We start from the raw sequence: 21,373 nt of genomic DNA, 5'->3' as shown, positions 1-21,373 counted from the left end.
AAATGAGGTATGAGGCATTGAGATTATTGTGTTTTTTTGATCTACCGATGGAAACAAATCAAGAAAAAAGAGTCTATCGTAATTTTCGGAAAGATTTAATTGCCAATGGTTTTGAAATGTTACAGTTTTCTGTTTATTATAGAACCTGTCCTAATCGAAGTTTTGCTAGTAAATTCTATAAAAAATTAAGTCAGAGTAATTTACCAAGCGGGAATGTCCGTTTGCTAGCTGTGACTGAAAAACAATTTTCTGAAATGGTTTTAATCATTGGTGGAAAAACAAAGCAAGAAGAAGTAGTCAGCGATAATAAGTTGGTAGTTATATGAAAATGAACATTAGTCATCCGTATAAGGATAATATTTCATTAAGTTTTGATCAATTTACTCAAATTGTAGGTCAAGATCAGCAATTAAAATACTATATTTGGCAGATACTATTGTGGTATTTTGGAGGAAAAAAATATAGTGAGGAAGATTTAGTTCTATTTGAACAAAATGAGCCTAAAATACTAATAGACGATACAATGGTTTCCCGGTCAGAATTTAGTGTAATTCAAGTGTCCAATATCAATGATTTAATTGAACAAATGGAATATAAAAAAGGAACAGTAGCCTATGATTATATAAAGAAAAAGATTAATTCTATAGAGATAATGGAGCAAATTGAAAAGATCAATGACAATCTAGATAGGATTTCACTTTTATTGAATCAGAAGTTGAATCTTCAAATAGATGATATTATCTATCATACTGAAGCAAAATATTTTAATACGAATCAATTAATTCAAAAAAATTTTTTACCATACTTTGGAACAAATGATAAAAATATATCCTTTGAATTTGTAGACAATAAGACAAAGTTTTTATTATTTCTTTCCATGTTAGAAGTCATGGCGACGAACAGTTCTGAAAAGTTTTTACTTGTATTACGAAATTTGGATGATTTTTTATCCTATAATGATTTTGTTGAATGTTGCGAGAAAATGGAGTTTCTTACTAATCATAGTAACTCATTATATATTGTGTTGTTTCCTTCAAATGAAGGTTATCTTCATGTCACGAAAGAAGTTTTAGAGGAAATCAATATTGTTTCCGATTATGTTGATCATTTTTATTCTCTAGAATTTATGTATGATCGCTTTACCAATCAGTATCCAATAAATCAAATACCTGATGAACAAGAATTTTTAACTTCTTTAAGAAAAATTGGATCCTATTTATTTAGCTCGGACATTCTCCACATGAGTTTATCTGTAGAAGATCAAGTAGCATTAAAAATTTTGAATAATTTGTATCAGTACAAAATGAAAACAAAATTCTGTATTGAATCAATCAATCCAATGTTATTGAAATATTTGGAAGAATAGTATTGACGAGTGAGATTTAAGGATTTATAATATTTTTGAGGGAACAAAAATCAAAATTGACGAATTTGAGGTTTTTGTACTCTCAAGATTTAAGTAACTGTACAACCTTTGCCTATCGGTATACCTAAGAGATACAAGTTTTTGTACTCTCAAGATTTAAGTAACTGTACAACCTTGCCGTTATCATCGTAGAATTTCAGAAGTTTTTGTACTCTCAAGATTTAAGTAACTGTACAACTGCTACGGCGGAAGGTATTGCTGGAATCATGTTTTTGTACTCTCAAGATTTAAGTAACTGTACAACCGACCACATTTTAGGTCACGCAAAGTTCTGGTTTTTGTACTCTCAAGATTTAAGTAACTGTACAACCTTTACACACCCGACACAGAGAAAGATCCAGGTTTTTGTACTCTCAAGATTTAAGTAACTGTACAACTTGTGTCTCCGTTCTTATCCTGCGACAAGTGTTTTTGTACTCTCAAGATTTAAGTAACTGTACAACCCTTGAACCGTGCAAGTGGTATCTTCCAACAGTTTTTGTACTCTCAAGATTTAAGTAACTGTACAACACCAACGGCAACACAACCTATATACAGTACGTTTTTGTACTCTCAAGATTTAAGTAACTGTACAACAGTACGACTGGAAAGAGAACAAGACTAACAGTTTTTGTACTCTCAAGATTTAAGTAACTGTACAACCGTACGGTTGCTTTTGGTTGTGTATGTTGTGTTTTTGTACTCTCAAGATTTAAGTAACTGTACAACTCAAGAGCGGTAAAGGTTGGTATTTCATGAGTTTTTGTACTCTCAAGATTTAAGTAACTGTACAACTCTGAGCAAATTCAATTTCAAACTTATATGTTTTTGTACTCTCAAGATTTAAGTAACTGTACAACCTCCTTTACATACTCTTCAAATGTTGCGCGGTTTTTGTACTCTCAAGATTTAAGTAACTGTACAACTTACTTACAACTATATTATACAGTATTACCGTTTTTGTACTCTCAAGATTTAAGTAACTGTACAACGGCCACGTCCATAAAGGAGGACTGAACAATGTTTTTGTACTCTCAAGATTTAAGTAACTGTACAACCTTGAACACTTAAAGTTTAACAAAAAGGACGTTTTTGTACTCTCAAGATTTAAGTAACTGTACAACTATTAGAACTGATTTCTCGTAGCTATGTAGGTTTTTGTACTCTCAAGATTTAAGTAACTGTACAACAAGTCACGAGTTGGGACAAGCGTAGGAAATGTTTTTGTACTCTCAAGATTTAAGTAACTGTACAACCTTGCAGATTGCAAACACCACACCGCAAGAGTTTTTGTACTCTCAAGATTTAAGTAACTGTACAACCTAAATCTGGAAAAGGTTGGTATTTCATGAGTTTTTGTACTCTCAAGATTTAAGTAACTGTACAACCTAGCCTCGGTAATATCTTCAAGCTCCCCTAGTTTTTGTACTCTCAAGATTTAAGTAACTGTACAACTCCAAACCAATTTCCCTGTTGTAAAAGTGCGTTTTTGTACTCTCAAGATTTAAGTAACTGTACAACCGCTAACACCGACTACGGTTATATGACTAAGTTTTTGTACTCTCAAGATTTAAGTAACTGTACAACAGAAAGCTACAACCGTGTCAAAATCCAAGAGTTTTTGTACTCTCAAGATTTAAGCTCAAGATTTAAGTAACTGTACAACTGGAACTAAGCGAGTCTACTACAAGGGTGGGTTTTTGTACTCTCAAGATTTAAGTAACTGTACAACGCAAAGGCTTGAAAGGTGCTATTTTGGAGAGTTTTTGTACTCTCAAGATTTAAGTAACTGTACAACCTTCTACTTTTACTTTAGTTGATTCAGAAGAGTTTTTGTACTCTCAAGATTTAAGTAACTGTACAACTCATGCATGTACTCCGTGTACTCATCCTTCGTTTTTGTACTCTCAAGATTTAAGTAACTGTATATTTAGATAATATTAGCAATTGTCTAACTTATATAAAAAACCGCTCAGCCGAGCGGTTTTTATCTATTTCTCTTTTACAGCACCCATGTACGGATGGCATGGGCAACGCCAGATTCGTCATTTGTTTTGGTGATGTATTTGGCGATTTTTTTAAGTTCTGGATTTCCATTTTCCATAACAACGGGGTTTCCAACGACTTCTAGCATAGCGCGGTCATTTTCTTCGTCACCGATCGCCATGGTTTCATCTTTGGTCAATCCGAGTTTTTCAGCTAGGTGAGTGATGGCTGAACCTTTGTCCACATTCTTTTTAAGGAGTTCGAGGTAGAAAGGAGCAGATTTGTTGATGGAGTAGCGTTCGTAAAATTCCGCTGGTATCTTTTCGATAGCAGCATCGAGGATTTCTGGTTCATCGATGAACATACATTTGACAATTTCCTTGTCAGCCATTTCTTCAGGGGTGCGGTAGAAGATGGGCATGCTGACGAGGGTTGATTCGTGCACTGTATATTTTCCGATATTGCGATTGGCAGTATAGATACCGTCCTTTGTAATAGCGTGCATGTGGACACCGAGCTTGCGACTGAGAAATTCCATATCGAGATAATCCTCATAAGTCAAGGATTCGCTGATAATCTCATGCCCTGTAGCAGTTTCTTGGATAAGGGCACCGTTGAAGGTCACAACATAGTCACCTTCATCTCTCAACTGCAGGTCGTCCAGAAGTTTGGCAACACCTGCGATAGGACGGCCAGTTGCAATGACGACTTTGACACCAGCTTTTTTGGCATCTTGGATGGCAGAAAAGACTTCAGGAGTGATTTCCTTTTGGCTGTTGACTAGGGTTCCGTCGATATCGACGGCAATTAGTTTAATACTCATAAAATTCCTCTTCTAGTTTTTATTTTGGGTAAAATGATCGTTCTCAATCAAGTGTAAAAATTGCTGGGTAATACTTGCAAAGATGCTGTTTTGGTCTAACATTTCTTTTGGAAAATAGAAACGATTATCTCCATGGCGACTGCCAGCAAGGGATTGGACGATAGGAGACAAGCTAGAGAGTTCGGCCAGTTCTCCATTTTTTTGTAAAATCTCAATCTGTGTCCGTGGGTTTTCAGATTCGGGACGATAGATGTCATAAGGGAGGTCAAAGTTCTTATGAATAGCAGTGTAGTAGTCGGGATCAAAGCCGATGTCCTCAACCAATTTTCTCATGCTAGCTAGTTGCTCTTGGTCCTCTTGTGAAAAGGTAATGGATTTAAAGACCTTACGGTTGACAAAGCGTTGCGACAAATCTGCGAGAATCTTGTCAGGACTGGTCATCCAAAGCTGGAAGTAGGTGTTCATCACACCATCATCCAGAGCCAGATAGTTAGTCAAGGTCACATTTTTTTCAAAGAAAGGCAGGAGATGTGGAGAAGTTCGTGCAAAAAAGTCCTTGTCCTCAGGATAGAGTTCCTTAGCACGTTTGAGAAGATTCTGTAGGAGAACTTCCATAGCGCGTGTTGCTGGGTGGAAATAAACCTGCATGTACATCTGGTAACGACTGAGGACGTAGTCTTCGATGGCATGCATGCCATTGTGCTGAAAGGCAATACCGTTTGCGACAGGACGAATGACTCGGAGGATCCGAGTCAGGTCAAATTCCCCATAGGATGCTCCTGTAAAATAGGAGTCGCGCAAGAGATAGTCCATGCGGTCTGCATCAATCTGACTAGAAATGAGTTGCACGACCTGCTTGTTAGGATAGGTATGGTCGATGACGCTGGCTACCTTTTCTGGAAAATCTGGTGCCACTTGTAGCAGGACTTGGTGAATCTCCGTCTCAGGACTTTGGATAATCTCCTGAGTAATGGCTTCGTGGTCTGTATCAAAGAGATGTTCAAAAGTATGGGAGTAGGCACCATGTCCAAGGTCATGTAGGAGAGCAGCGGTCATGGTCAAGAGAGACTCGGAAGGATTCCATTCCTCAGGATATTTTTCTTCAAAAATCTCTGTGATGCGTCGTGCAATTTCATAGACTCCTAGACAGTGAGAGAAGCGACTATGTTCTCCACCGTGGAAGGTATAACTGGAAGTTCCCAGTTGTTTGATACGACGCAAACGCTGAAATTCTTTTGTATTAATCAAGTCATAGATGATTTGATTATTGACATGGATGTAGTTGTGAACTGGGTCACGGAATACTTTTTCGTTCATATGACCATTATAGCAAAAAGCTAGAGTTTTTGGTAAAATAGTAGGACAAGAGAGAAGAAAGAGGACTTGATGTGAAGATTCGGATGCGAAATACGATTCAGTTTGATGAGCAGTTGGAAGTGATTGATCAGCTTTATGATGTGGAAGTGCATGAAAAGGGAGATTATAGCTACCTGCTTTTCTATAATGAGGAAAAGGAAAAAGTAGTGATTAAATTTCATGGTCAAGAGTTGGTGATGAGCCGATTTTCCAATCCCAAGACCATTATGCGCTTTTTAAAGGATAGTGATAGTTTAGCCTATATTCCTACACCTATGGGCATGCAGGAGTTTATCATCCAAACGAGCCATTATCAAGTTGATGGGCAAAAGATTGAACTAGATTATCAACTACAAAATCAAGAGGGACATCCCTTTGCCAGCTATAATTTAGAAATTAGCTGGGGATAAGAAAAAGGTTGGCGAGAGCCAACCTTATTTGATATAGAGTTCTTGATTTTTTAGGACAATTTCACGGACACTTGCAAACTTTTTAAGTTTTTTGATTTCTTCTGGATGAGTGACGAGAGTGATAACATAGCCGTCTTTGCCCATACGGCCAGTACGTCCAGCACGGTGAGTGTAGGTTTCGATATCTCTTGGGACATCAAAGTTTACGACACATTCTAGGTTATCGATATCAATCCCACGAGCCAGAAGGTCAGTTGCAAGAAGCAGAGTTAGTTGCTTGTCTTTAAACTTTTCTAAGATGACTTTTCTAAATTTGACATTGACATCACTAGCTAGAGAAACAGCCAAGATATCCCGATACTGTAGTTTTTCCTCTGCGCTACCAAGGTCGGACAAGCTGTTAAAGAAAACTAAACCACGGAAATCTTCAACATAAGATAATTTACGGAGCAACTCAACACGGTTACGTTGTTCCACTTGCATGTAGAAATGCTGGATATTGTCCAACTTTTGGTCAGAGAGGTCGATGGTGTGCATGTTAGGTGCAATCTTTTCTTGGTCAAACTTGGTCGTCGCACTCATGTATACGAGTTGGTGGTCACGCGGTGCGTAGTGAGTGATTTTCTCGACAAAGTGAATCTGAGAATCATCTAGCAATTGGTCAAATTCATCTAGGATGATGGTTTCCACATTCATCATCTTGATTTTTTTCAATTTAATTAGTTCAAAGATACGGCCAGGAGTTCCAATCAGAATTTCTGGTCCTTTTTTTAGGCGTTCAATCTGGCGTTTCTGACTCGAACCTGATAAGAAGAGTTGGGCAGTTAAGCCGATAGCTTCAGCCCACGTTTTACATACATCAAAAATCTGTCCAGCAAGCTCTGTATTTGGTGCTAGAATCAAGAGTTGTTGGGCCATTTTCTTTTGTAGTCTGAGAAGACTTGGTAGGAGATAAGCTAGGGTCTTACCAGTTCCTGTTGGGCTCACTCCTAGGAGGTTTTCTCCAGAAAGAAGGGGCTCAAATAGTTGAGTTTGAATGGGGGTGAATTCTTGGAAACCGAGTTGGTCACTCAGTTCTTGCCATTCAGTCGGTAGTTTAGTTTTCATTTTCTGCCTCAAATCTAATGCCAGCAGTCTGGCGCATGGTATATAGTAGCTCATGAACTGAACTTGCATCTTCCAGCCAAGTTTGGTAGAGATTCAGATCTGGTTGCTGGATCATGTGTGCAAATGCAGAGACTTCCTCAGTCATCGTATGAGGAGCCTGTTGGATAGGGAGCTGGACTTGATTTCCTTGGTGGTCGGTAAAAATAGCCGAGCTGACATGTTCGATGGTGTTGAGCGTCAGGGTTCCATCTGTCGTATAAATCTCGCAAGGAAGATTGGAAGTGATGTTTTTCCCAGCCTTGATATGAACTTGAAAGTCAGGGTAGAAGAGGATTCCATCTCCATTTAGGTCAATGCTATTGTCAAGCTGTTGATCATGGTAAGTCGCGTCATTAGATTTTCCAAAGAGACGAACGGCAATGTAGAGAGGATAAATCCCCAAATCCATAAGAGCTCCACCAGCAAAACGGTCTGAAAAGACATTTGGTGTTTGTCCAGCCAACAAGTCCGGCATCTTGGAAGAATACTTGGCATAGTTGAGATCTGCTCCCAACACATGCTTGTCTGCTAAAAAGTTTTTGATAGTAGTGAAAGCTTTCTCGTGATAATTACGAGCTGCTTCAAAGATAAAACAGTGATTTTTCTCAGCTGTATGTCTCAAATCTAGCCATTCTTGTGGCTGAGTGACAGCTGGCTTTTCAAGAATGACATGTTTCCCTGCAGACAATGCAGCTTTTGCCTGAGCAAAATGCAAGGAGTTTGGGCTAGCAATATAGACCACATCAAAGGAGCTCTTGAAGAAGTCTGCTACTTGATCAAAGAGTTGGATATCCTGATAGCGAGAAGCAAAGGTTGCTGCAGTTTCTAGTTTTCTAGAATAGACTGCGACCAGCTTGTATTCTCCACTGGTATGGGCTGCTTCTATGAAGTGGTGGCTGATAGCTCCTGTTCCGATGACACCTAATTTAAGCATAGTTACTCCTTTTCCGATTTCAAATCCTTCTTTCATTATAACATAGATAGACAGGACTATCCAACAGAGGGGAAAAAATTTCAAATAAGCTACTAGGTCTTTTCCAAAGAAAGTGGTACAATAATGAGATGAGTAAATGAAATGGGAGGGAAAATGAGGTTATTACCCATAAGAAAAATATCACGTCAGTCTAAGAGGCTAGCGCTTTTTTTGACTTTTTGTGCAGGATATGTAGACGCCTATACTTTTATTGTGCGAGGGAATACTCTTGTAGCTGGACAAACTGGGAATGTCGTCTTTCTTTCAGTAGAATTAATTCAAAATAATGTTTCAGATGTTAGGGACAAGGTTCTCACCTTGCTAGCTTTTATGATGGGGGTCTTTTTATTAACTGTTTATAAGGAAAAATTGAGAATTGTGAAAAAACCGATTCTGTCACTGATTCCTTTGGCAATCTTATCAATCATTATTGGTTTTGTGCCGCAGACTGTAGATAATATCTATCTAGTACCGCCCTTGGCCTTCTGTATGGGATTGGTGACAACTGCTTTTGGAGAAGTGTCGGGTATTGCCTATAATAACGCTTTTATGACAGGGAATATCAAACGGACCATGCTGGCTTTTGGAGATTATTTCCGAACCAAGCACACACCTTTTTTGCGAGAAGGATTCATCTTTGTTAGCCTGCTTAGTAGTTTTGTCCTTGGCGTTGTCTTTTCAGCCTATTTGACGATTTTCTATCATGAAAAGACCATTCTTGGTGTTCCTATTATGATGAGTATTTTTTACCTCAGTATGCTTTTTGCCAAGTGGCGGAAAAAAGTAAAAGAAAAAGCTTCATTTTAGGTGTTATTACTTGTAAGAAAATAGGAGATATGCTATACTTGAAGAGTTGACTATGCACGTTCCTGTGCAACCGCACGAACATCGTTGCTCGTCGTATAACAAATTTAAACTTCGTCATTGTCGCCTTGCCTAACATAAGTTATGCCTTCGGCTCAATTCCTAGTTTATTCTTTGTTATACTTAGAGCTCTTCTTTTAAGTGGTTCGTCCCACGATGATAGGCGAGTCTTCACAAAAAATTCGGGGAAACCCATAAAAATCATAGGAGGTGCATAATGAGCACATACGCAATTATCAAAACTGGCGGAAAACAAGTTAAAGTTGAAGTTGGTCAAGCAGTTTACGTTGAAAAATTGAACGTTGAAGCTGGTCAAGAAGTTACTTTTAACGAAGTTGTTCTTGTTGGTGGTGAAAACACTGTTGTCGGAACTCCACTTGTTGCTGGAGCTACTGTAGTTGGAACTGTTGAAAAACAAGGAAAACAAAAGAAAGTTGTTACTTACAAGTACAAACCTAAAAAAGGTAGCCACCGTAAACAAGGTCACCGTCAACCATATACAAAAGTTGTCATCAACGCAATCAACGCTTAATTTTAAGGAGAACACATGATACAAGCAGTCTTTGAGAGAGCCGAAGATGGCGAGCTGAGGAGTGCGGAAATTACTGGACACGCCGAGAGTGGCGAATACGGCTTAGATGTCGTGTGTGCATCGGTTTCTACGCTTGCCATTAACTTTATCAATTCTATTGAGAAATTTGCAGGCTATGAACCAATCCTAGAATTAAACGAAGATGAAGGTGGCTATCTGATGGTTGAAATACCAAAAGATCTTCCTTCACACCAGAGAGAAATGACCCAGTTATTCTTTGAATCATTTTTCTTAGGTATGGCAAACTTATCGGAGAACTCTTCTGAGTTCGTCCAAACCAGAGTTATCACAGAAAACTAACACGGAGGAAAACATTATGTTAAAAATGACTCTTAACAACTTGCAACTTTTCGCCCACAAAAAAGGTGGAGGTTCTACATCAAACGGACGTGATTCACAAGCGAAACGTCTTGGAGCTAAAGCAGCTGACGGACAAACAGTAACAGGTGGATCAATCCTTTACCGTCAACGTGGTACACACATCTACCCAGGTGTAAACGTTGGACGTGGTGGAGACGATACTTTGTTCGCTAAAGTTGAAGGCGTAGTACGCTTTGAACGTAAAGGACGCGATAAAAAACAAGTTTCTGTTTACCCAATCGCTAAATAAAAAGGTCCAGTGAACCTTTTTATCCCGAGCCTTGAAATCTAAAGGCGAGGAAGCTAGAAGTAGCATTAAATAAGGCTTTCCGAGTTTTCGGAGAGCCTGTTTTTTCGTTTTGGTACCCATATTATGAAAATTGTATTTGCATCATATTATAAACGGTAAATCAAAAAGATTTGCTATTTTTATTTGTTTGAAATAAAATGAGGACTTAAAAAAGATATCATTCTAATTCTTGTATTAGGATGTTAGGTAATTCATTTAGATTTGAAAGTTTCCTGACTTTTTTCCTTTTTGGAAAACTTCTAAAGTATGGTATAATGAAAAGATAAAGAAGTTGGGGGTAGAAGATGAACATTCAACAATTACGCTATGTTGTGGCTATTGCCAATAGTGGTACTTTCCGTGAAGCTGCTGAAAAGATGTATGTTAGTCAGCCGAGTCTGTCCATTTCTGTTCGTGATTTGGAAAAAGAGTTGGGCTTTAAGATTTTCCGTCGGACCAGCTCAGGGACTTTCTTGACCCGTCGTGGTATGGAATTCTATGAAAAAGCGCAAGAATTGGTTAAAGGATTTGATATTTTTCAAAATCAGTATGCCAATCCTGAGGAAGAAAAGGATGAATTTTCCATTGCCAGTCAGCACTATGACTTCTTACCACCAACTATTACTGCCTTTTCAGAGCGCTATCCTGATTATAAGAACTTCCGTATTTTTGAATCGACTACTGTCCAAATTTTAGATGAAGTGGCCCAAGGTCACAGTGAGATTGGGATTATCTACCTCAACAATCAAAATAAAAAAGGGATCATGCAACGAGTTGAAAAGTTAGGCCTTGAGGTCATTGAATTGATTCCCTTCCATACCCATATTTATCTTCGTGAGGGGCATCCTTTGGCTCAGAAAGAGGAATTGGTCATGGAGGATTTAGCGGATCTACCAACGGTTCGTTTCACTCAAGAGAAAGATGAGTACCTCTATTATTCAGAGAACTTTGTCGATACCAGTGCTAGTTCACAGATGTTTAATGTGACAGACCGTGCTACCTTGAATGGTATTTTGGAGCGGACGGACGCCTATGCGACAGGTTCTGGATTTTTAGATAGTGACAGTGTTAATGGTATTACAGTTATTCGTCTCAAGGATAATTTGGATAATCGCATGGTCTATGTTAAACGTGAGGAAGTGGAGCTTAGTCAGGCTGGAACTCTTTTCGTAGAAGTCATGCAAGAATATTTTGATCAGAAGAGGAAATCATGAAAAAAAGAGGAATAGTGGCAGTCATTGTACTGCTTTTGATTGCGCTGGATCAGTTGGTCAAATCCTATATCGTACAGCAGATTCCACTGGGTGAAGTGCGCTCTTGGATTCCCAATTTCGTTAGCTTGACCTACCTGCAAAATAGAGGGGCTGCCTTTTCAATGCTACAAGACCAGCAGTGGTTATTTGCTATCATTACGCTGGTCGTTATGGTAGGTGCCATTTGGTATCTACATAAGCACATGGAGGACTCACTCTGGATGGTCTTGGGCTTGACTTTGATAATCGCAGGTGGTCTTGGAAACTTTATTGACAGGATCAGTCAGGGCTTTGTTGTGGATATGTTCCACCTTGACTTTATCAATTTTGCAATTTTCAATGTGGCAGATAGCTATCTGACTGTTGGAGTGATTATTTTATTGATTGCAATGTTAAAAGAGGAAATAAATGGAAATTAAAATTGAAACTGGTTGTCTGCGTTTAGATAAGGCTTTGTCGGATTTGACAGAATTATCACGCAGTCTCGCGAATGAACAAATCAAATCAGGCCAGGTCTTGGTCAATGGCCAAGTCAAGAAAGCTAAATACACAGTTCAAGAGGGTGATATCGTCACTTACCATGTGCCAGAACCAGAGGTTTTAGAGTATGTAGCTGAAAATCTTCCGATAGAAATCATCTACCAAGATGAGGATGTGGCCGTCGTAAACAAACCTCAGGGAATGGTTGTGCATCCGAGTGCTGGTCATACCAGTGGAACCCTGGTAAATGCTCTCATGTATCATATTAAGGACTTGTCGGGTATCAATGGAGTTCTGCGTCCAGGAATTGTTCACCGAATTGATAAGGATACGTCAGGTCTTCTCATGATTGCTAAAAACGATGAGGCGCATCTAGCACTTGCCCAAGAACTCAAGGATAAAAAGTCTCTCCGCAAATATTGGGCCATTGTTCATGGAAATCTGCCTAATGATCGCGGTGTGATTGAAGCGCCGATTGGCCGTAGTGAAAAAGACCGTAAGAAACAAGCTGTAACTGCTAAAGGGAAGCCTGCCGTGACTCGTTTCCATGTCTTGGAACGCTTTGGCGATTATAGCTTGGTAGAGTTGCAGCTGGAGACAGGGCGTACCCATCAAATCCGTGTTCACATGGCTTATATCGGCCATCCAGTCGCTGGGGATGAAGTCTATGGTCCACGTAAGACTTTGAAAGGGCATGGACAATTTCTTCATGCCAAGACTCTAGGTTTTACTCATCCGAGAACAGGTGAGACCTTGGAATTTACAGCAGATATCCCAGAGATTTTTAAGGAAACATTGGAGAGATTGAGAAAGAATTAGATTTGATAAAAGGTTGAGATAACTTGTCTCGACCTTTTTCCTATCAACTCTTTTCTATTTTCTGTCATTCATGTTATAATGGATAAATACGAAGAATCGGAGTGAGACTATGAAATACAAACGGATTGTCTTTAAGGTGGGAACTTCTTCTCTAACGAATGAGGATGGAAGTTTATCACGTAGTAAGGTAAAGGCTATTACCCAGCAGTTGGCTATGTTGCACGAGGCTGGTCATGAGTTGATTTTGGTATCGTCAGGTGCCATTGCGGCTGGTTTTGGAGCCTTAGGATTTAAAAAGCGTCCGACTAAGATTGCTGATAAACAGGCTTCAGCAGCGGTAGGGCAAGGCCTTTTGTTGGAAGAATATACCACTAATCTTCTCTTGCGCCAAATCGTTTCTGCTCAAATATTGCTGACCCAGGACGACTTTGTGGATAAGCGCCGTTATAAAAATGCCCATCAAGCTTTGTCGGTTCTACTTAGCCGTGGTGCGATTCCTGTCATCAACGAGAATGATAGTGTCGTCATTGATGAACTCAAGGTTGGGGACAATGACACTTTAAGTGCCCAGGTAGCGGCCATGGTCCAAGCTGACCTTTTGGTCCTCTTGACAGATGTAGACGGTCTTTATACTGGAAATCCTAATTCAGACCCAAGAGCCAAACGCTTGGAGAAAATTGAGACCATCAATCGTGAGATTATTAATATGGCTGGTGGAGCAGGTTCGTCTAATGGGACAGGTGGTATGTTGACTAAGATCAAAGCAGCTACCATTGCGACGGAATCAGGAGTTCCTGTTTATATCTGTTCATCATTGAAGTCAGATGCCATGATTGAGGCAGCGGAGAAGACCAAGGATGGTTCCTACTTTGTTGCTCAAGAAAAGGGACTTCGTACCCAGAAACAATGGCTGGCTTTTTATGCTCAGAGTCAAGGTTCTATTTGGGTTGATAAAGGGGCTGCTGAAGCTCTCTCTCAACACGGAAAGAGTCTTCTCTTATCTGGTGTTGTTGACGCAGAAGGCGCCTTTTCTTACGGTGATATCGTGACAGTATTTGACAAGGAGAGTGGAAAATCACTTGGAAAAGGACGCGTGCAATTTGGGGCATCTGCTTTGGAGGATATGTTGCGTTCTCAAAAAGCCAAGGGTGTCCTGATTCACCGTGATGACTGGATTTCCATTACTCCTGAAATCCAACTACTCTTTACAGAATTTTAGAGGTGAACTATGGTAAGTACACAAGAACAATTTGAACAGGTACAGGCTGTTAAAAAATCGATCAATACAGCGAGTGAAGAAGTGAAAAACCAAGCTTTGCTAGCCATGGCTGATTACTTATTAGCAGCTACTGAGGAAATTTTAGCAGCCAATGCCATTGATATGGAAGCTGCTAAGGGTAAAATCTCAGATGTGATGCTGGATCGTCTTTATTTGGATGCAGGGCGTATAGAAGCGATGGCAAGTGGGATTCGTGAAGTGGTTTCTTTACCAGATCCAATCGGTGAAGTTTTAGAAACAAATCAGCTTGAAAATGGTTTGGTTATCACAAAGAAACGTGTGGCTATGGGAGTCATCGGTATTATCTATGAAAGTCGTCCAAATGTGACGTCTGACGCAGCTACTTTGGCTCTCAAGAGTGGAAATGCGGTTGTTCTTCGTAGTGGGAAGGATGCCTATCAAACTGCCCATGCCATTGTCACAGCTTTGAAGAAGGGCTTGGAGACGACTACCATTCATCCAGATGTGATTCAACTGGTGGAAGATACTAGCCGTGAAAGTAGCTATGCTATGATGAAGGCCAAGGGTTATCTAGACCTTCTTATTCCTCGTGGAGGGGCTGGTTTGATCAATGCCGTGGTTGAAAATGCTATTGTACCTGTTATTGAGACGGGGACAGGGATTGTCCATGTTTATGTCGATAAGGATGCAGACGAAGACAAGGCACTGTCTATCATCAACAATGCTAAAACTAGTCGTCCTTCTGTCTGTAATGCCATGGAGGTTCTGCTTGTTCATGAGGACAAGGCAGCAAGTTTTCTTCCTCGCTTGGAGCAAGTGCTGGTTGCAAATAGAAAAGAAGCTGGGCTGGAACCAATTCAATTCCGCTTGGATAGCAAAGCAAGCCAGTTTGTTTCAGGTCAAGCAGCTGAGGATCAAGACTTTGACACTGAATTTTTAGACTATGTCCTAGCTGTTAAAGTTGTGAGTAGTTTAGAAGAAGCGGTTGCGCATATTGAAGCACACAGTACTCATCATTCGGATGCCATTGTGACGGAAAATGCTGAGGCTGCAGCTTACTTTACAGATCAAGTGGACTCTGCAGCAGTCTATGTCAATGCTTCAACTCGTTTTACAGATGGAGGTCAATTTGGTCTTGGTTGTGAAATGGGGATTTCAACTCAGAAACTGCACGCGCGTGGTCCAATGGGCTTAAAAGAATTGACTAGCTACAAGTATGTGGTTACTGGTGACGGACAGATAAGGGAGTAAGAGATGAAGATTGGATTTATCGGTTTGGGGAATATGGGAGCTAGTTTGGCCAAGGCTGTCTTGCAGGCCAAGATGGGTGCTCAGATTCTCCTTGCCAATCGTAGCCAAGCCAAGGTAGATGCTTTCATTTCTGACTTTGGCGGTCAAGCTTCCAGCAACGAAGAAATCTTTGCAGAAGCAGATGTGATTTTTCTAGGTGTTAAGCCATCTCAGTTCTCAGACTTGCTTTCTCAATACCAGACCATCCTTGAAAAAAGAGAAAGTCTTCTTTTGATTTCCATGGCAGCTGGATTGACCTTGGAAAAACTGGCTGGTCTTCTTCCAAGTCAGCACCGAATTATTCGTATGATGCCAAATACTCCTGCTTCTATCGGTCAAGGAGTGATTAGCTATGCCTTGTCTCCTAATTGCAGGGCTGAGGACAGTGAACTCTTTTGTCAGCTTTTAGCCAAGGCTGGTCTCTTGGTTGAACTTGGGGAAGGCTTAATCGATGCAGCGACAGGTCTTGCAGGTTGTGGGCCAGCCTTTGTCTATCTCTTTATTGAGGCCTTGGCAGATGCAGGTGTTCAGACAGGATTGCCAAGAGAAACGGCATTGAAAATGGCGGCTCAAACTGTGGTAGGAGCTGGGCAATTGGTCCTTGAAAGTCAGCAACATCCTGGGGTCTTGAAAGACCAAGTTTGTAGCCCAGGCGGTTCGACTATCGCTGGTGTAGCAAGCCTAGAAGCGCATGCTTTTCGAGGAACGGTCATGGAGGCAGTCACTAAAGCCTACAAACGAACTAAAAAACTTGGTAAATAAGAGGTGGCTTTGTCTGCCTCTTTTATGGTGGTTGATACTCTTCGAAAATCTCTTCAAACTGCGTTAGCTTCCTAGTTTGCTCTTTGATTTTCATTGAGTATGAAATGAGAAGACAAAAAGATTGTCACAAACCCCTATTTTTTTGATAGAATAGAAGTAGTAAAAAAGAAATGAGTTAGACATGTCAAAAGGATTTTTAGTCTCTCTTGAGGGACCAGAGGGAGCAGGAAAGACCAGTGTTTTAGAGGCTCTGCTTCCAATTTTAGAGGAAAAAGGGGTAGAGGTGCTGACGACCCGTGAACCTGGCGGAGTCTTGATTGGGGAGAAGATTCGGGAAGTAATTTTAGATCCAAGTCATACTCAGATGGATGCGAAGACAGAGTTGTTTCTTTATATTGCTAGTCGCAGACAGCACTTGGTGGAAAAAGTTCTCCCAGCACTTGAAGCTGGCAAGTTGGTCATTATGGATCGTTTTATCGATAGTTCTGTTGCCTATCAGGGATTTGGTCGTGGCTTGGACATTGAAGCCATTGACTGGCTTAACCAGTTTGCGACAGATGGCCTCAAACCCGATTTGACACTCTATTTTGACATCGAGGTGGAAGAAGGACTGGCTCGAATTGCTGCTAATAGTGACCGCGAGGTCAATCGTTTGGACTTGGAAGGGTTGGACTTGCATAAGAAAGTCCGTCAAGGCTATCTTTATCTACTGGAAAAAGAAGGAAATCGCATTGTCAAGATTGATGCTAGTCTGCCTTTGGAGCAGGTTGTGGAAACTACCAAGGCTGTCTTGTTTGACAGAATGGGCTTGACAAGATGAAACAAGATCAACTAAAGGCTTGGCAACCAGCCCAGTTTGATCGCTTTGTCCGTATCCTAGAACAAGACCAGCTCAATCATGCCTATCTCTTTTCAGGTTTCTTTGGAAGCTTGGAAATGGCGCAATTTTTAGCTAAGAGCCTCTTTTGTACGGATAAGGTAGGCGTTTTACCATGTGAGAAATGTCGAAACTGCAAGCTGATTGAACAGAGAGAATTTCCCGATGTCAGCTTAATTAAGCCAGTCAATCAGGTCATCAAGACAGAACGCATTCGAGAATTGGTGGGGCAGTTTTCTCAAGCAGGGATTGAAAGCAAGCAACAGGTTTTTATTATCGAGCAAGCTGAGAAAATGCATCCTAATGCAACCAATTCTCTGCTCAAGGTCATCGAAGAACCCCAGAGTGAGGTTTATATTTTCTTCTTGACCAGCGATGAGGAAAAGATCTTACCAACAATTCGAAGTCGGACCCAGATTTTCCACTTTAAAAAGCAAGAAGAAAAACTCATCCATCAATTAGAACAAGCAGGTCTGGTCAAGAAAAAAGCGACTCTCCTAGCTCAGTTTAGTCAATCGCGAGCTGAAGCAGAAAAGTTGGCAAATCAGGCAAGTTTTTGGACCTTGGTCGATGAAAGTGAACGCCTGCTGACTTGGTTAGTAGCTAAGAAAAAAGAAAGTTATCTGCAGGTTGCTAAATTAGCCAACTTGGCAGATGACAAGGAAAAACAGGATCAGGTTTTGCGGATTTCTGAAGTTCTCTGTGGACAAGATATCCTACAAGCAAGAGTACGAATGATTTTACAAAATTTGCTAGAAGCTAGAAAAATGTGGCAAGCTAATGTCAGCTTTCAAAATGCCATGGAATATCTGGTCTTGAAAGAAATATAAACTCAAAAATGATCGATAAAGAAAGGAAAGGGCTGTTTTATGGACAAAAAAGAATTATTTGACGCGCTGGACGATTTTTCCCAACAGTTACTAGTGACCTTGGCCGATGTGGAAGCCATCAAGAAAAATCTCAAGAGCCTGGTAGAGGAAAATACAGCTCTTCGCTTGGAAAATAGTAAGTTGCGCGAACGCTTAGGTGAGGTGGAAGCAGATGCTCCCGTCAAGGCTAAACATGTTCGCGAAAGTGTCCGTCGCATTTACCGTGATGGATTTCACGTTTGTAATGATTTTTATGGACAACGTCGAGAGCAGGACGAGGAATGTATGTTCTGTGACGAGTTGTTATACAGGGAGTAGGCATGCAGATTCAAAAAAGTTTTAAGGGGCAGTCTCCCTATGGCAAGCTGTACCTAGTGGCAACGCCGATTGGCAATCTAGATGATATGACCTTTCGTGCTATTCAGACCTTGAAAGAAGTGGATTGGATTGCTGCTGAGGACACGCGCAATACAGGTCTATTGCTCAAGCATTTTGACATTTCTACCAAGCAAATCAGTTTTCATGAGCACAATGCCAAGGAAAAGATTCCTGATTTGATTGGTTTCCTGAAAGCAGGGCAAAGTATTGCTCAGGTATCCGACGCGGGTCTGCCTAGCATCTCAGACCCTGGTCATGATTTGGTTAAGGCAGCAATTGAGGAAGAAATTGCGGTTGTGACTGTTCCAGGTGCCTCTGCAGGAATTTCTGCCTTGATTGCCAGTGGTTTAGCGCCACAGCCACATATCTTTTATGGTTTTTTACCGAGAAAATCAGGCCAGCAAAAGCAATTTTTTGACTCGAAAAAAGACTATCCAGAAACTCAGATTTTCTACGAATCGCCCCATCGTGTGGCGGATACGCTAGAAAATATGCTAGAAGTCTACGGTGACCGCTCGGTAGTCTTAGTCAGGGAATTGACCAAAATCTATGAAGAATACCAAAGAGGTACCATTTCAGAGTTATTAGAAAGCATAGTTGAAACGCCACTTAAGGGAGAATGCCTTCTCATCGTTGAAGGTGCCAGTCAGGATGTGGAGGAAAAAGATGAGGAGGACTTGTTCTTAGAAATCCAAGCCCGTATCCATCAAGGCATGAAGAAAAATCAAGCTATCAAGGAAGTCGCTAAGATTTACCAGTGGAATAAGAGTCAACTCTACGCTGCCTATCACGACTGGGAAGAAAATCAAGAAAATGACTAAACAGGGAAGTTTGCCTTCTTCCCTTTTTTTGTTATACTAGTAGAAGAAAAAAATAGAAAGATTTGTGGGAGTGAAAAAGTCCTGTGGACTTTTTCAGCCTGAGCCAAGAAACTCGAAAGCGAAGTAAGTCCTGTGGACTTTTTCAGCCTGAGCCAAGAAATTCGAAAGCTCTTAAGTTTGATTGGCTTTTTCAATGTGAAGCTTGTCTTCACACTCCCAAAGAGGTATTAGTGTCGTGTCTCAATCTTATATCAATGTTATCGGTGCTGGTTTGGCAGGTTCTGAAGCAGCCTACCAAATCGCAGAGCGTGGTATTCCAGTTAAACTTTATGAAATGCGTGGTGTCAAGCCTACACCCCAGCACAAAACAGACAATTTTGCAGAGTTGGTTTGTTCTAATTCTCTTCGTGGGGATGCTTTGACAAATGCTGTCGGGCTTCTCAAGGAAGAAATGCGTCGCTTGGGTTCTGTTATTTTGGAATCTGCTGAGGCTACACGTGTTCCCGCTGGAGGAGCACTTGCGGTGGACCGTGATGGTTTCTCCCAAATGGTGACCGAAAAAGTGGCCAACCACCCCTTGATTGAAGTGGTTCGTGATGAAATTACAGAATTGCCGACAGATGTTATTACAGTTGTGGCGACTGGTCCCTTGACTAGTGATGCCCTGGCTGAAAAGATTCATGCCTTTAATGATGGCGATGGCTTCTATTTCTACGATGCGGCAGCGCCGATTATCGATGTCAACACCATCGATATGAGCAAGGTCTATCTCAAATCTCGTTATGATAAGGGAGAAGCCGCTTATCTCAACGCGCCCATGACCAAGCAAGAGTTTATGGATTTCCATGAAGCCTTGGTCAATGCGGAAGAAGCTCCGCTTAATTCTTTCGAAAAAGAAAAGTATTTTGAAGGCTGTATGCCTATCGAAGTCATGGCTAAACGTGGTATTAAAACCATGCTTTATGGTCCTATGAAACCAGTGGGTCTTGAGTATCCGGACGACTACACAGGACCTCGTGATGGAGAATTTAAGACTCCTTATGCGGTTGTGCAACTTCGTCAGGACAATGCTGCTGGTAGCCTCTACAATATTGTCGGTTTCCAGACTCACCTCAAATGGGGAGAGCAAAAGCGTGTCTTCCAAATGATTCCAGGCCTTGAAAATGCGGAGTTTGTTCGTTATGGTGTTATGCACCGCAATTCTTACATGGATTCACCGAATCTTCTTGAGCAGACTTATCGTTCTAAGAAACAACCAAATCTCTTCTTTGCTGGTCAGATGACGGGTGTGGAAGGCTATGTTGAGTCAGCAGCGTCAGGCTTAGTTGCGGGAATTAACGCGGCTCGTCTTTTCAAGGGAGAAAGCCAAGCTATTTTCCCAGAAACAACAGCGATTGGAAGCTTAGCTCATTACATCACCCATGCAGACAGCAAACATTTCCAACCAATGAATGTCAATTTTGGAATCATCAAGGAGTTGGAAGGCGAGCGTATCCGTGACAAGAAGGCTCGTTATGAAAAAATTGCAGAGCGTGCTCTTAGCGACTTAGAGGAATTTTTAACAGTCTAATTTTTTTGAAAGAATTGCTCATGATACTATAAAAATCTTAGAAATTGTGATAAAATAGGTAGGATAAAAGAAGGAGAGTGAAAATGGCGAATCCCAAGTATAAACGTATTTTAATCAAGTTATCAGGTGAAGCCCTTGCCGGTGAACGAGGCGTAGGGATTGATATCCAAACAGTTCAAACAATCGCAAAAGAGATTCAAGAAGTTCATAGCTTAGGTATCGAAATTGCCCTTGTTATTGGTGGAGGAAATCTCTGGCGTGGAGAACCTGCAGCAGAAGCAGGTATGGACCGCGTTCAGGCAGATTACACAGGAATGCTTGGGACTGTTATGAATGCTCTTGTGATGGCAGATTCATTGCAACAAGTTGGGGTTGATACACGTGTACAAACAGCTATTGCCATGCAACAAGTGGCAGAGCCTTATGTCCGTGGACGTGCCCTTCGTCACCTTGAAAAAGGCCGTATCGTTATCTTTGGTGCCGGAATTGGTTCACCTTACTTCTCAACAGATACAACAGCGGCCCTTCGTGCAGCTGAAATCGAAGCGGATGCCATCCTTATGGCTAAAAATGGGGTCGATGGTGTTTACAATGCCGATCCTAAGAAGGACAAGACGGCCGTTAAATTTGAAGAATTGACCCACCGTGACGTTATCAATAAAGGTCTCCGTATCATGGACTCAACAGCTTCAACCCTCTCAATGGATAACGACATTGACTTGGTTGTCTTCAACATGAACCAACCAGGCAACATCAAACGTGTCGTATTTGGTGAAAATATCGGAACAACAGTTTCAAATAATATCTAAG

The 21,373-nt window shown here is 40.9% G+C and carries 24 protein-coding genes, 1 CRISPR repeat array and 1 other annotated feature; of the genes, 19 read left to right on the top strand and 5 right to left on the bottom strand.

The window, feature by feature from the left end; all coding sequences use genetic code 11:
- The first annotated feature begins 2 nt into the window (after positions 1–2).
- Together cas2 and csn2-St are read left to right on the top strand one after the other, a co-directional pair.
- On the top strand, positions 3–326 hold the full coding sequence (cas2, locus tag EII37_RS06490; RefSeq protein WP_001268300.1) for a CRISPR-associated endonuclease Cas2: 324 nt from the start codon (positions 3–5) through the stop codon (positions 324–326).
- A complete protein-coding gene (gene csn2-St, locus EII37_RS06485; protein ID WP_124788002.1) occupies positions 323–1,366 on the top strand; it encodes a CRISPR-associated protein Csn2-St in 1,044 nt (347 codons plus the stop codon). Before cas2 ends, csn2-St begins: the two co-directional genes overlap by 4 nt.
- Positions 1,367–1,436: 70 nt before the next feature.
- A CRISPR array of direct repeats spans positions 1,437–3,336; the repeat unit is 36 nt; unit sequence GTTTTTGTACTCTCAAGATTTAAGTAACTGTACAAC.
- Between the two features lie 71 nt (positions 3,337–3,407).
- Here the strand turns inward: csn2-St and yidA are convergent.
- Together yidA and EII37_RS06475 are read right to left on the bottom strand one after the other, a co-directional pair.
- Positions 3,408–4,214 carry a sugar-phosphatase gene (yidA, locus tag EII37_RS06480; protein WP_124788001.1) on the bottom strand — a complete coding sequence of 269 codons (807 nt, stop codon included), beginning with the start codon at positions 4,212–4,214 and terminating at the stop codon, positions 3,408–3,410.
- Positions 4,215–4,226: 12 nt separating this feature from the next.
- On the bottom strand, positions 4,227–5,531 hold the full coding sequence (locus EII37_RS06475; protein ID WP_124788000.1) for an HD domain-containing protein: 1,305 nt from the start codon (positions 5,529–5,531) through the stop codon (positions 4,227–4,229).
- A gap of 71 nt (positions 5,532–5,602) precedes the next feature.
- On the opposite strand from EII37_RS06475, the gene EII37_RS06470 reads away from it, so the two are divergent.
- Positions 5,603–5,980: a DUF1934 domain-containing protein gene (locus EII37_RS06470; RefSeq protein WP_124787999.1), complete on the top strand. Its 378-nt coding sequence runs from the start codon at positions 5,603–5,605 to the stop codon at positions 5,978–5,980.
- 24 nt (positions 5,981–6,004) lie between these two features.
- Here the strand turns inward: EII37_RS06470 and EII37_RS06465 are convergent, their stop codons facing one another.
- On the bottom strand, positions 6,005–7,087 hold the full coding sequence (locus EII37_RS06465) for a DEAD/DEAH box helicase (RefSeq protein WP_124787998.1): 1,083 nt from the start codon (positions 7,085–7,087) through the stop codon (positions 6,005–6,007).
- Complete coding sequence (locus tag EII37_RS06460) at positions 7,077–8,060, bottom strand: Gfo/Idh/MocA family protein (protein ID WP_124787997.1); 984 nt, start codon at positions 8,058–8,060, stop codon at positions 7,077–7,079. The genes EII37_RS06465 and EII37_RS06460 overlap by 11 nt, the downstream gene beginning before the upstream one ends.
- Before the next feature lie 141 nt (positions 8,061–8,201).
- Between EII37_RS06460 and EII37_RS06455 the strand changes: the two genes are divergently transcribed.
- The 4 genes from EII37_RS06455 (at position 8,202) to rpmA (ending at position 10,165) form a co-directional block, all read left to right on the top strand.
- Complete coding sequence (locus EII37_RS06455) at positions 8,202–8,906, top strand: YoaK family protein (RefSeq protein WP_124787996.1); 705 nt, start codon at positions 8,202–8,204, stop codon at positions 8,904–8,906.
- 58 nt (positions 8,907–8,964) lie between these two features.
- Positions 8,965–9,144: a sequence feature (ribosomal protein L21 leader region), on the top strand.
- Positions 9,145–9,180: 36 nt separating this feature from the next.
- On the top strand, positions 9,181–9,495 hold the full coding sequence (rplU, locus tag EII37_RS06445; RefSeq protein WP_000109141.1) for a 50S ribosomal protein L21: 315 nt from the start codon (positions 9,181–9,183) through the stop codon (positions 9,493–9,495).
- Positions 9,496–9,510: 15 nt separating this feature from the next.
- Positions 9,511–9,855: a ribosomal-processing cysteine protease Prp gene (locus tag EII37_RS06440; RefSeq protein ID WP_000613699.1), complete on the top strand. Its 345-nt coding sequence runs from the start codon at positions 9,511–9,513 to the stop codon at positions 9,853–9,855.
- A 16-nt stretch (positions 9,856–9,871) separates the two neighbouring features.
- Positions 9,872–10,165, top strand: a complete 294-nt coding sequence (rpmA, locus tag EII37_RS06435) for a 50S ribosomal protein L27 (RefSeq protein ID WP_000916509.1) — start codon at positions 9,872–9,874, stop codon at positions 10,163–10,165.
- 217 nt (positions 10,166–10,382) lie between these two features.
- Here rpmA and EII37_RS11545 read toward each other — a convergent pair whose 3' ends face one another.
- Positions 10,383–10,517: an AraC family transcriptional regulator gene (locus EII37_RS11545; protein WP_194250898.1), complete on the bottom strand. Its 135-nt coding sequence runs from the start codon at positions 10,515–10,517 to the stop codon at positions 10,383–10,385.
- On the opposite strand from EII37_RS11545, the gene EII37_RS06430 reads away from it, so the two are divergent.
- The 12 genes from EII37_RS06430 to pyrH all read left to right on the top strand — a co-directional run bounded on the left by EII37_RS06430 (position 10,510) and on the right by pyrH (position 21,372).
- Positions 10,510–11,418 (top strand): LysR family transcriptional regulator, encoded by a 909-nt coding sequence (locus EII37_RS06430; RefSeq protein ID WP_001025693.1) that lies wholly within the window; start codon positions 10,510–10,512, stop codon positions 11,416–11,418. The two genes, EII37_RS11545 and EII37_RS06430, sit on opposite strands and share 8 nt — an antisense overlap.
- A complete protein-coding gene (gene lspA / locus EII37_RS06425) occupies positions 11,415–11,876 on the top strand; it encodes a signal peptidase II (protein ID WP_049551269.1) in 462 nt (153 codons plus the stop codon). Before EII37_RS06430 ends, lspA begins: the two co-directional genes overlap by 4 nt.
- Positions 11,866–12,756 carry an RluA family pseudouridine synthase gene (locus tag EII37_RS06420; RefSeq protein WP_124787994.1) on the top strand — a complete coding sequence of 297 codons (891 nt, stop codon included), beginning with the start codon at positions 11,866–11,868 and terminating at the stop codon, positions 12,754–12,756. The genes lspA and EII37_RS06420 overlap by 11 nt, the downstream gene beginning before the upstream one ends.
- A gap of 109 nt (positions 12,757–12,865) precedes the next feature.
- The gene (proB, locus tag EII37_RS06415; RefSeq protein WP_124787993.1) at positions 12,866–13,975 is read left to right on the top strand and encodes a glutamate 5-kinase; all 1,110 of its coding nucleotides are present in this window, start codon (positions 12,866–12,868) and stop codon (positions 13,973–13,975) included.
- Positions 13,976–13,984: 9 nt separating this feature from the next.
- On the top strand, positions 13,985–15,247 hold the full coding sequence (locus EII37_RS06410; protein WP_124787992.1) for a glutamate-5-semialdehyde dehydrogenase: 1,263 nt from the start codon (positions 13,985–13,987) through the stop codon (positions 15,245–15,247).
- 3 nt (positions 15,248–15,250) lie between these two features.
- Positions 15,251–16,048 carry a pyrroline-5-carboxylate reductase gene (gene proC, locus EII37_RS06405; protein ID WP_124787991.1) on the top strand — a complete coding sequence of 266 codons (798 nt, stop codon included), beginning with the start codon at positions 15,251–15,253 and terminating at the stop codon, positions 16,046–16,048.
- A gap of 181 nt (positions 16,049–16,229) precedes the next feature.
- A complete protein-coding gene (gene tmk / locus EII37_RS06400; RefSeq protein WP_124787990.1) occupies positions 16,230–16,868 on the top strand; it encodes a dTMP kinase in 639 nt (212 codons plus the stop codon).
- Positions 16,865–17,755, top strand: coding sequence for a DNA polymerase III subunit delta' (locus EII37_RS06395; protein WP_124787989.1), 891 nt, complete (start codon positions 16,865–16,867; stop codon positions 17,753–17,755). Before tmk ends, EII37_RS06395 begins: the two co-directional genes overlap by 4 nt.
- 39 nt (positions 17,756–17,794) lie before the next feature.
- Positions 17,795–18,112, top strand: a complete 318-nt coding sequence (yabA, locus tag EII37_RS06390) for a DNA replication initiation control protein YabA (RefSeq protein ID WP_000358228.1) — start codon at positions 17,795–17,797, stop codon at positions 18,110–18,112.
- 2 nt (positions 18,113–18,114) lie between these two features.
- On the top strand, positions 18,115–18,993 hold the full coding sequence (gene rsmI / locus EII37_RS06385; protein ID WP_124787988.1) for a 16S rRNA (cytidine(1402)-2'-O)-methyltransferase: 879 nt from the start codon (positions 18,115–18,117) through the stop codon (positions 18,991–18,993).
- A 235-nt stretch (positions 18,994–19,228) separates the two neighbouring features.
- Positions 19,229–20,563 (top strand): methylenetetrahydrofolate--tRNA-(uracil(54)-C(5))-methyltransferase (FADH(2)-oxidizing) TrmFO, encoded by a 1,335-nt coding sequence (trmFO, locus tag EII37_RS06375; RefSeq protein WP_124787986.1) that lies wholly within the window; start codon positions 19,229–19,231, stop codon positions 20,561–20,563.
- 83 nt (positions 20,564–20,646) lie between these two features.
- A complete protein-coding gene (pyrH, locus tag EII37_RS06370) occupies positions 20,647–21,372 on the top strand; it encodes a UMP kinase (protein ID WP_000002995.1) in 726 nt (241 codons plus the stop codon).
- The last annotated feature ends 1 nt before the right edge of the window (position 21,373 follow it).

The sequence above is a fragment of the Streptococcus sp. OH4692_COT-348 genome (genome assembly GCF_003859975.1).
GTDB lineage: Bacteria > Bacillota > Bacilli > Lactobacillales > Streptococcaceae > Streptococcus.
This window is presented reverse-complemented; position numbering and strand designations above follow the sequence as displayed.

What these genes read in the sequence shown, in the direction of transcription:
- cas2 (WP_001268300.1), top strand. Translation starts at nt 3, where the DNA reads ATGAGGTATGAGGCATTGAGATTATTGTGTTTTTTTGATCTACCGATG.
- csn2-St (WP_124788002.1), top strand. Translation starts at nt 323, where the DNA reads ATGAAAATGAACATTAGTCATCCGTATAAGGATAATATTTCATTAAGT.
- yidA (WP_124788001.1), bottom strand. Translation starts at nt 4,214, where the DNA reads ATGAGTATTAAACTAATTGCCGTCGATATCGACGGAACCCTAGTCAAC.
- EII37_RS06475 (WP_124788000.1), bottom strand. Translation starts at nt 5,531, where the DNA reads ATGAACGAAAAAGTATTCCGTGACCCAGTTCACAACTACATCCATGTC.
- EII37_RS06465 (WP_124787998.1), bottom strand. Translation starts at nt 7,087, where the DNA reads ATGAAAACTAAACTACCGACTGAATGGCAAGAACTGAGTGACCAACTC.
- EII37_RS06460 (WP_124787997.1), bottom strand. Translation starts at nt 8,060, where the DNA reads ATGCTTAAATTAGGTGTCATCGGAACAGGAGCTATCAGCCACCACTTC.
- EII37_RS06455 (WP_124787996.1), top strand. Translation starts at nt 8,202, where the DNA reads ATGGGAGGGAAAATGAGGTTATTACCCATAAGAAAAATATCACGTCAG.
- rplU (WP_000109141.1), top strand. Translation starts at nt 9,181, where the DNA reads ATGAGCACATACGCAATTATCAAAACTGGCGGAAAACAAGTTAAAGTT.
- EII37_RS06440 (WP_000613699.1), top strand. Translation starts at nt 9,511, where the DNA reads ATGATACAAGCAGTCTTTGAGAGAGCCGAAGATGGCGAGCTGAGGAGT.
- rpmA (WP_000916509.1), top strand. Translation starts at nt 9,872, where the DNA reads ATGTTAAAAATGACTCTTAACAACTTGCAACTTTTCGCCCACAAAAAA.
- EII37_RS06430 (WP_001025693.1), top strand. Translation starts at nt 10,510, where the DNA reads ATGAACATTCAACAATTACGCTATGTTGTGGCTATTGCCAATAGTGGT.
- EII37_RS11545 (WP_194250898.1), bottom strand. Translation starts at nt 10,517, where the DNA reads ATGTTCATCTTCTACCCCCAACTTCTTTATCTTTTCATTATACCATAC.
- lspA (WP_049551269.1), top strand. Translation starts at nt 11,415, where the DNA reads ATGAAAAAAAGAGGAATAGTGGCAGTCATTGTACTGCTTTTGATTGCG.
- EII37_RS06420 (WP_124787994.1), top strand. Translation starts at nt 11,866, where the DNA reads ATGGAAATTAAAATTGAAACTGGTTGTCTGCGTTTAGATAAGGCTTTG.
- proB (WP_124787993.1), top strand. Translation starts at nt 12,866, where the DNA reads ATGAAATACAAACGGATTGTCTTTAAGGTGGGAACTTCTTCTCTAACG.
- EII37_RS06410 (WP_124787992.1), top strand. Translation starts at nt 13,985, where the DNA reads ATGGTAAGTACACAAGAACAATTTGAACAGGTACAGGCTGTTAAAAAA.
- proC (WP_124787991.1), top strand. Translation starts at nt 15,251, where the DNA reads ATGAAGATTGGATTTATCGGTTTGGGGAATATGGGAGCTAGTTTGGCC.
- tmk (WP_124787990.1), top strand. Translation starts at nt 16,230, where the DNA reads ATGTCAAAAGGATTTTTAGTCTCTCTTGAGGGACCAGAGGGAGCAGGA.
- EII37_RS06395 (WP_124787989.1), top strand. Translation starts at nt 16,865, where the DNA reads ATGAAACAAGATCAACTAAAGGCTTGGCAACCAGCCCAGTTTGATCGC.
- yabA (WP_000358228.1), top strand. Translation starts at nt 17,795, where the DNA reads ATGGACAAAAAAGAATTATTTGACGCGCTGGACGATTTTTCCCAACAG.
- rsmI (WP_124787988.1), top strand. Translation starts at nt 18,115, where the DNA reads ATGCAGATTCAAAAAAGTTTTAAGGGGCAGTCTCCCTATGGCAAGCTG.
- pyrH (WP_000002995.1), top strand. Translation starts at nt 20,647, where the DNA reads ATGGCGAATCCCAAGTATAAACGTATTTTAATCAAGTTATCAGGTGAA.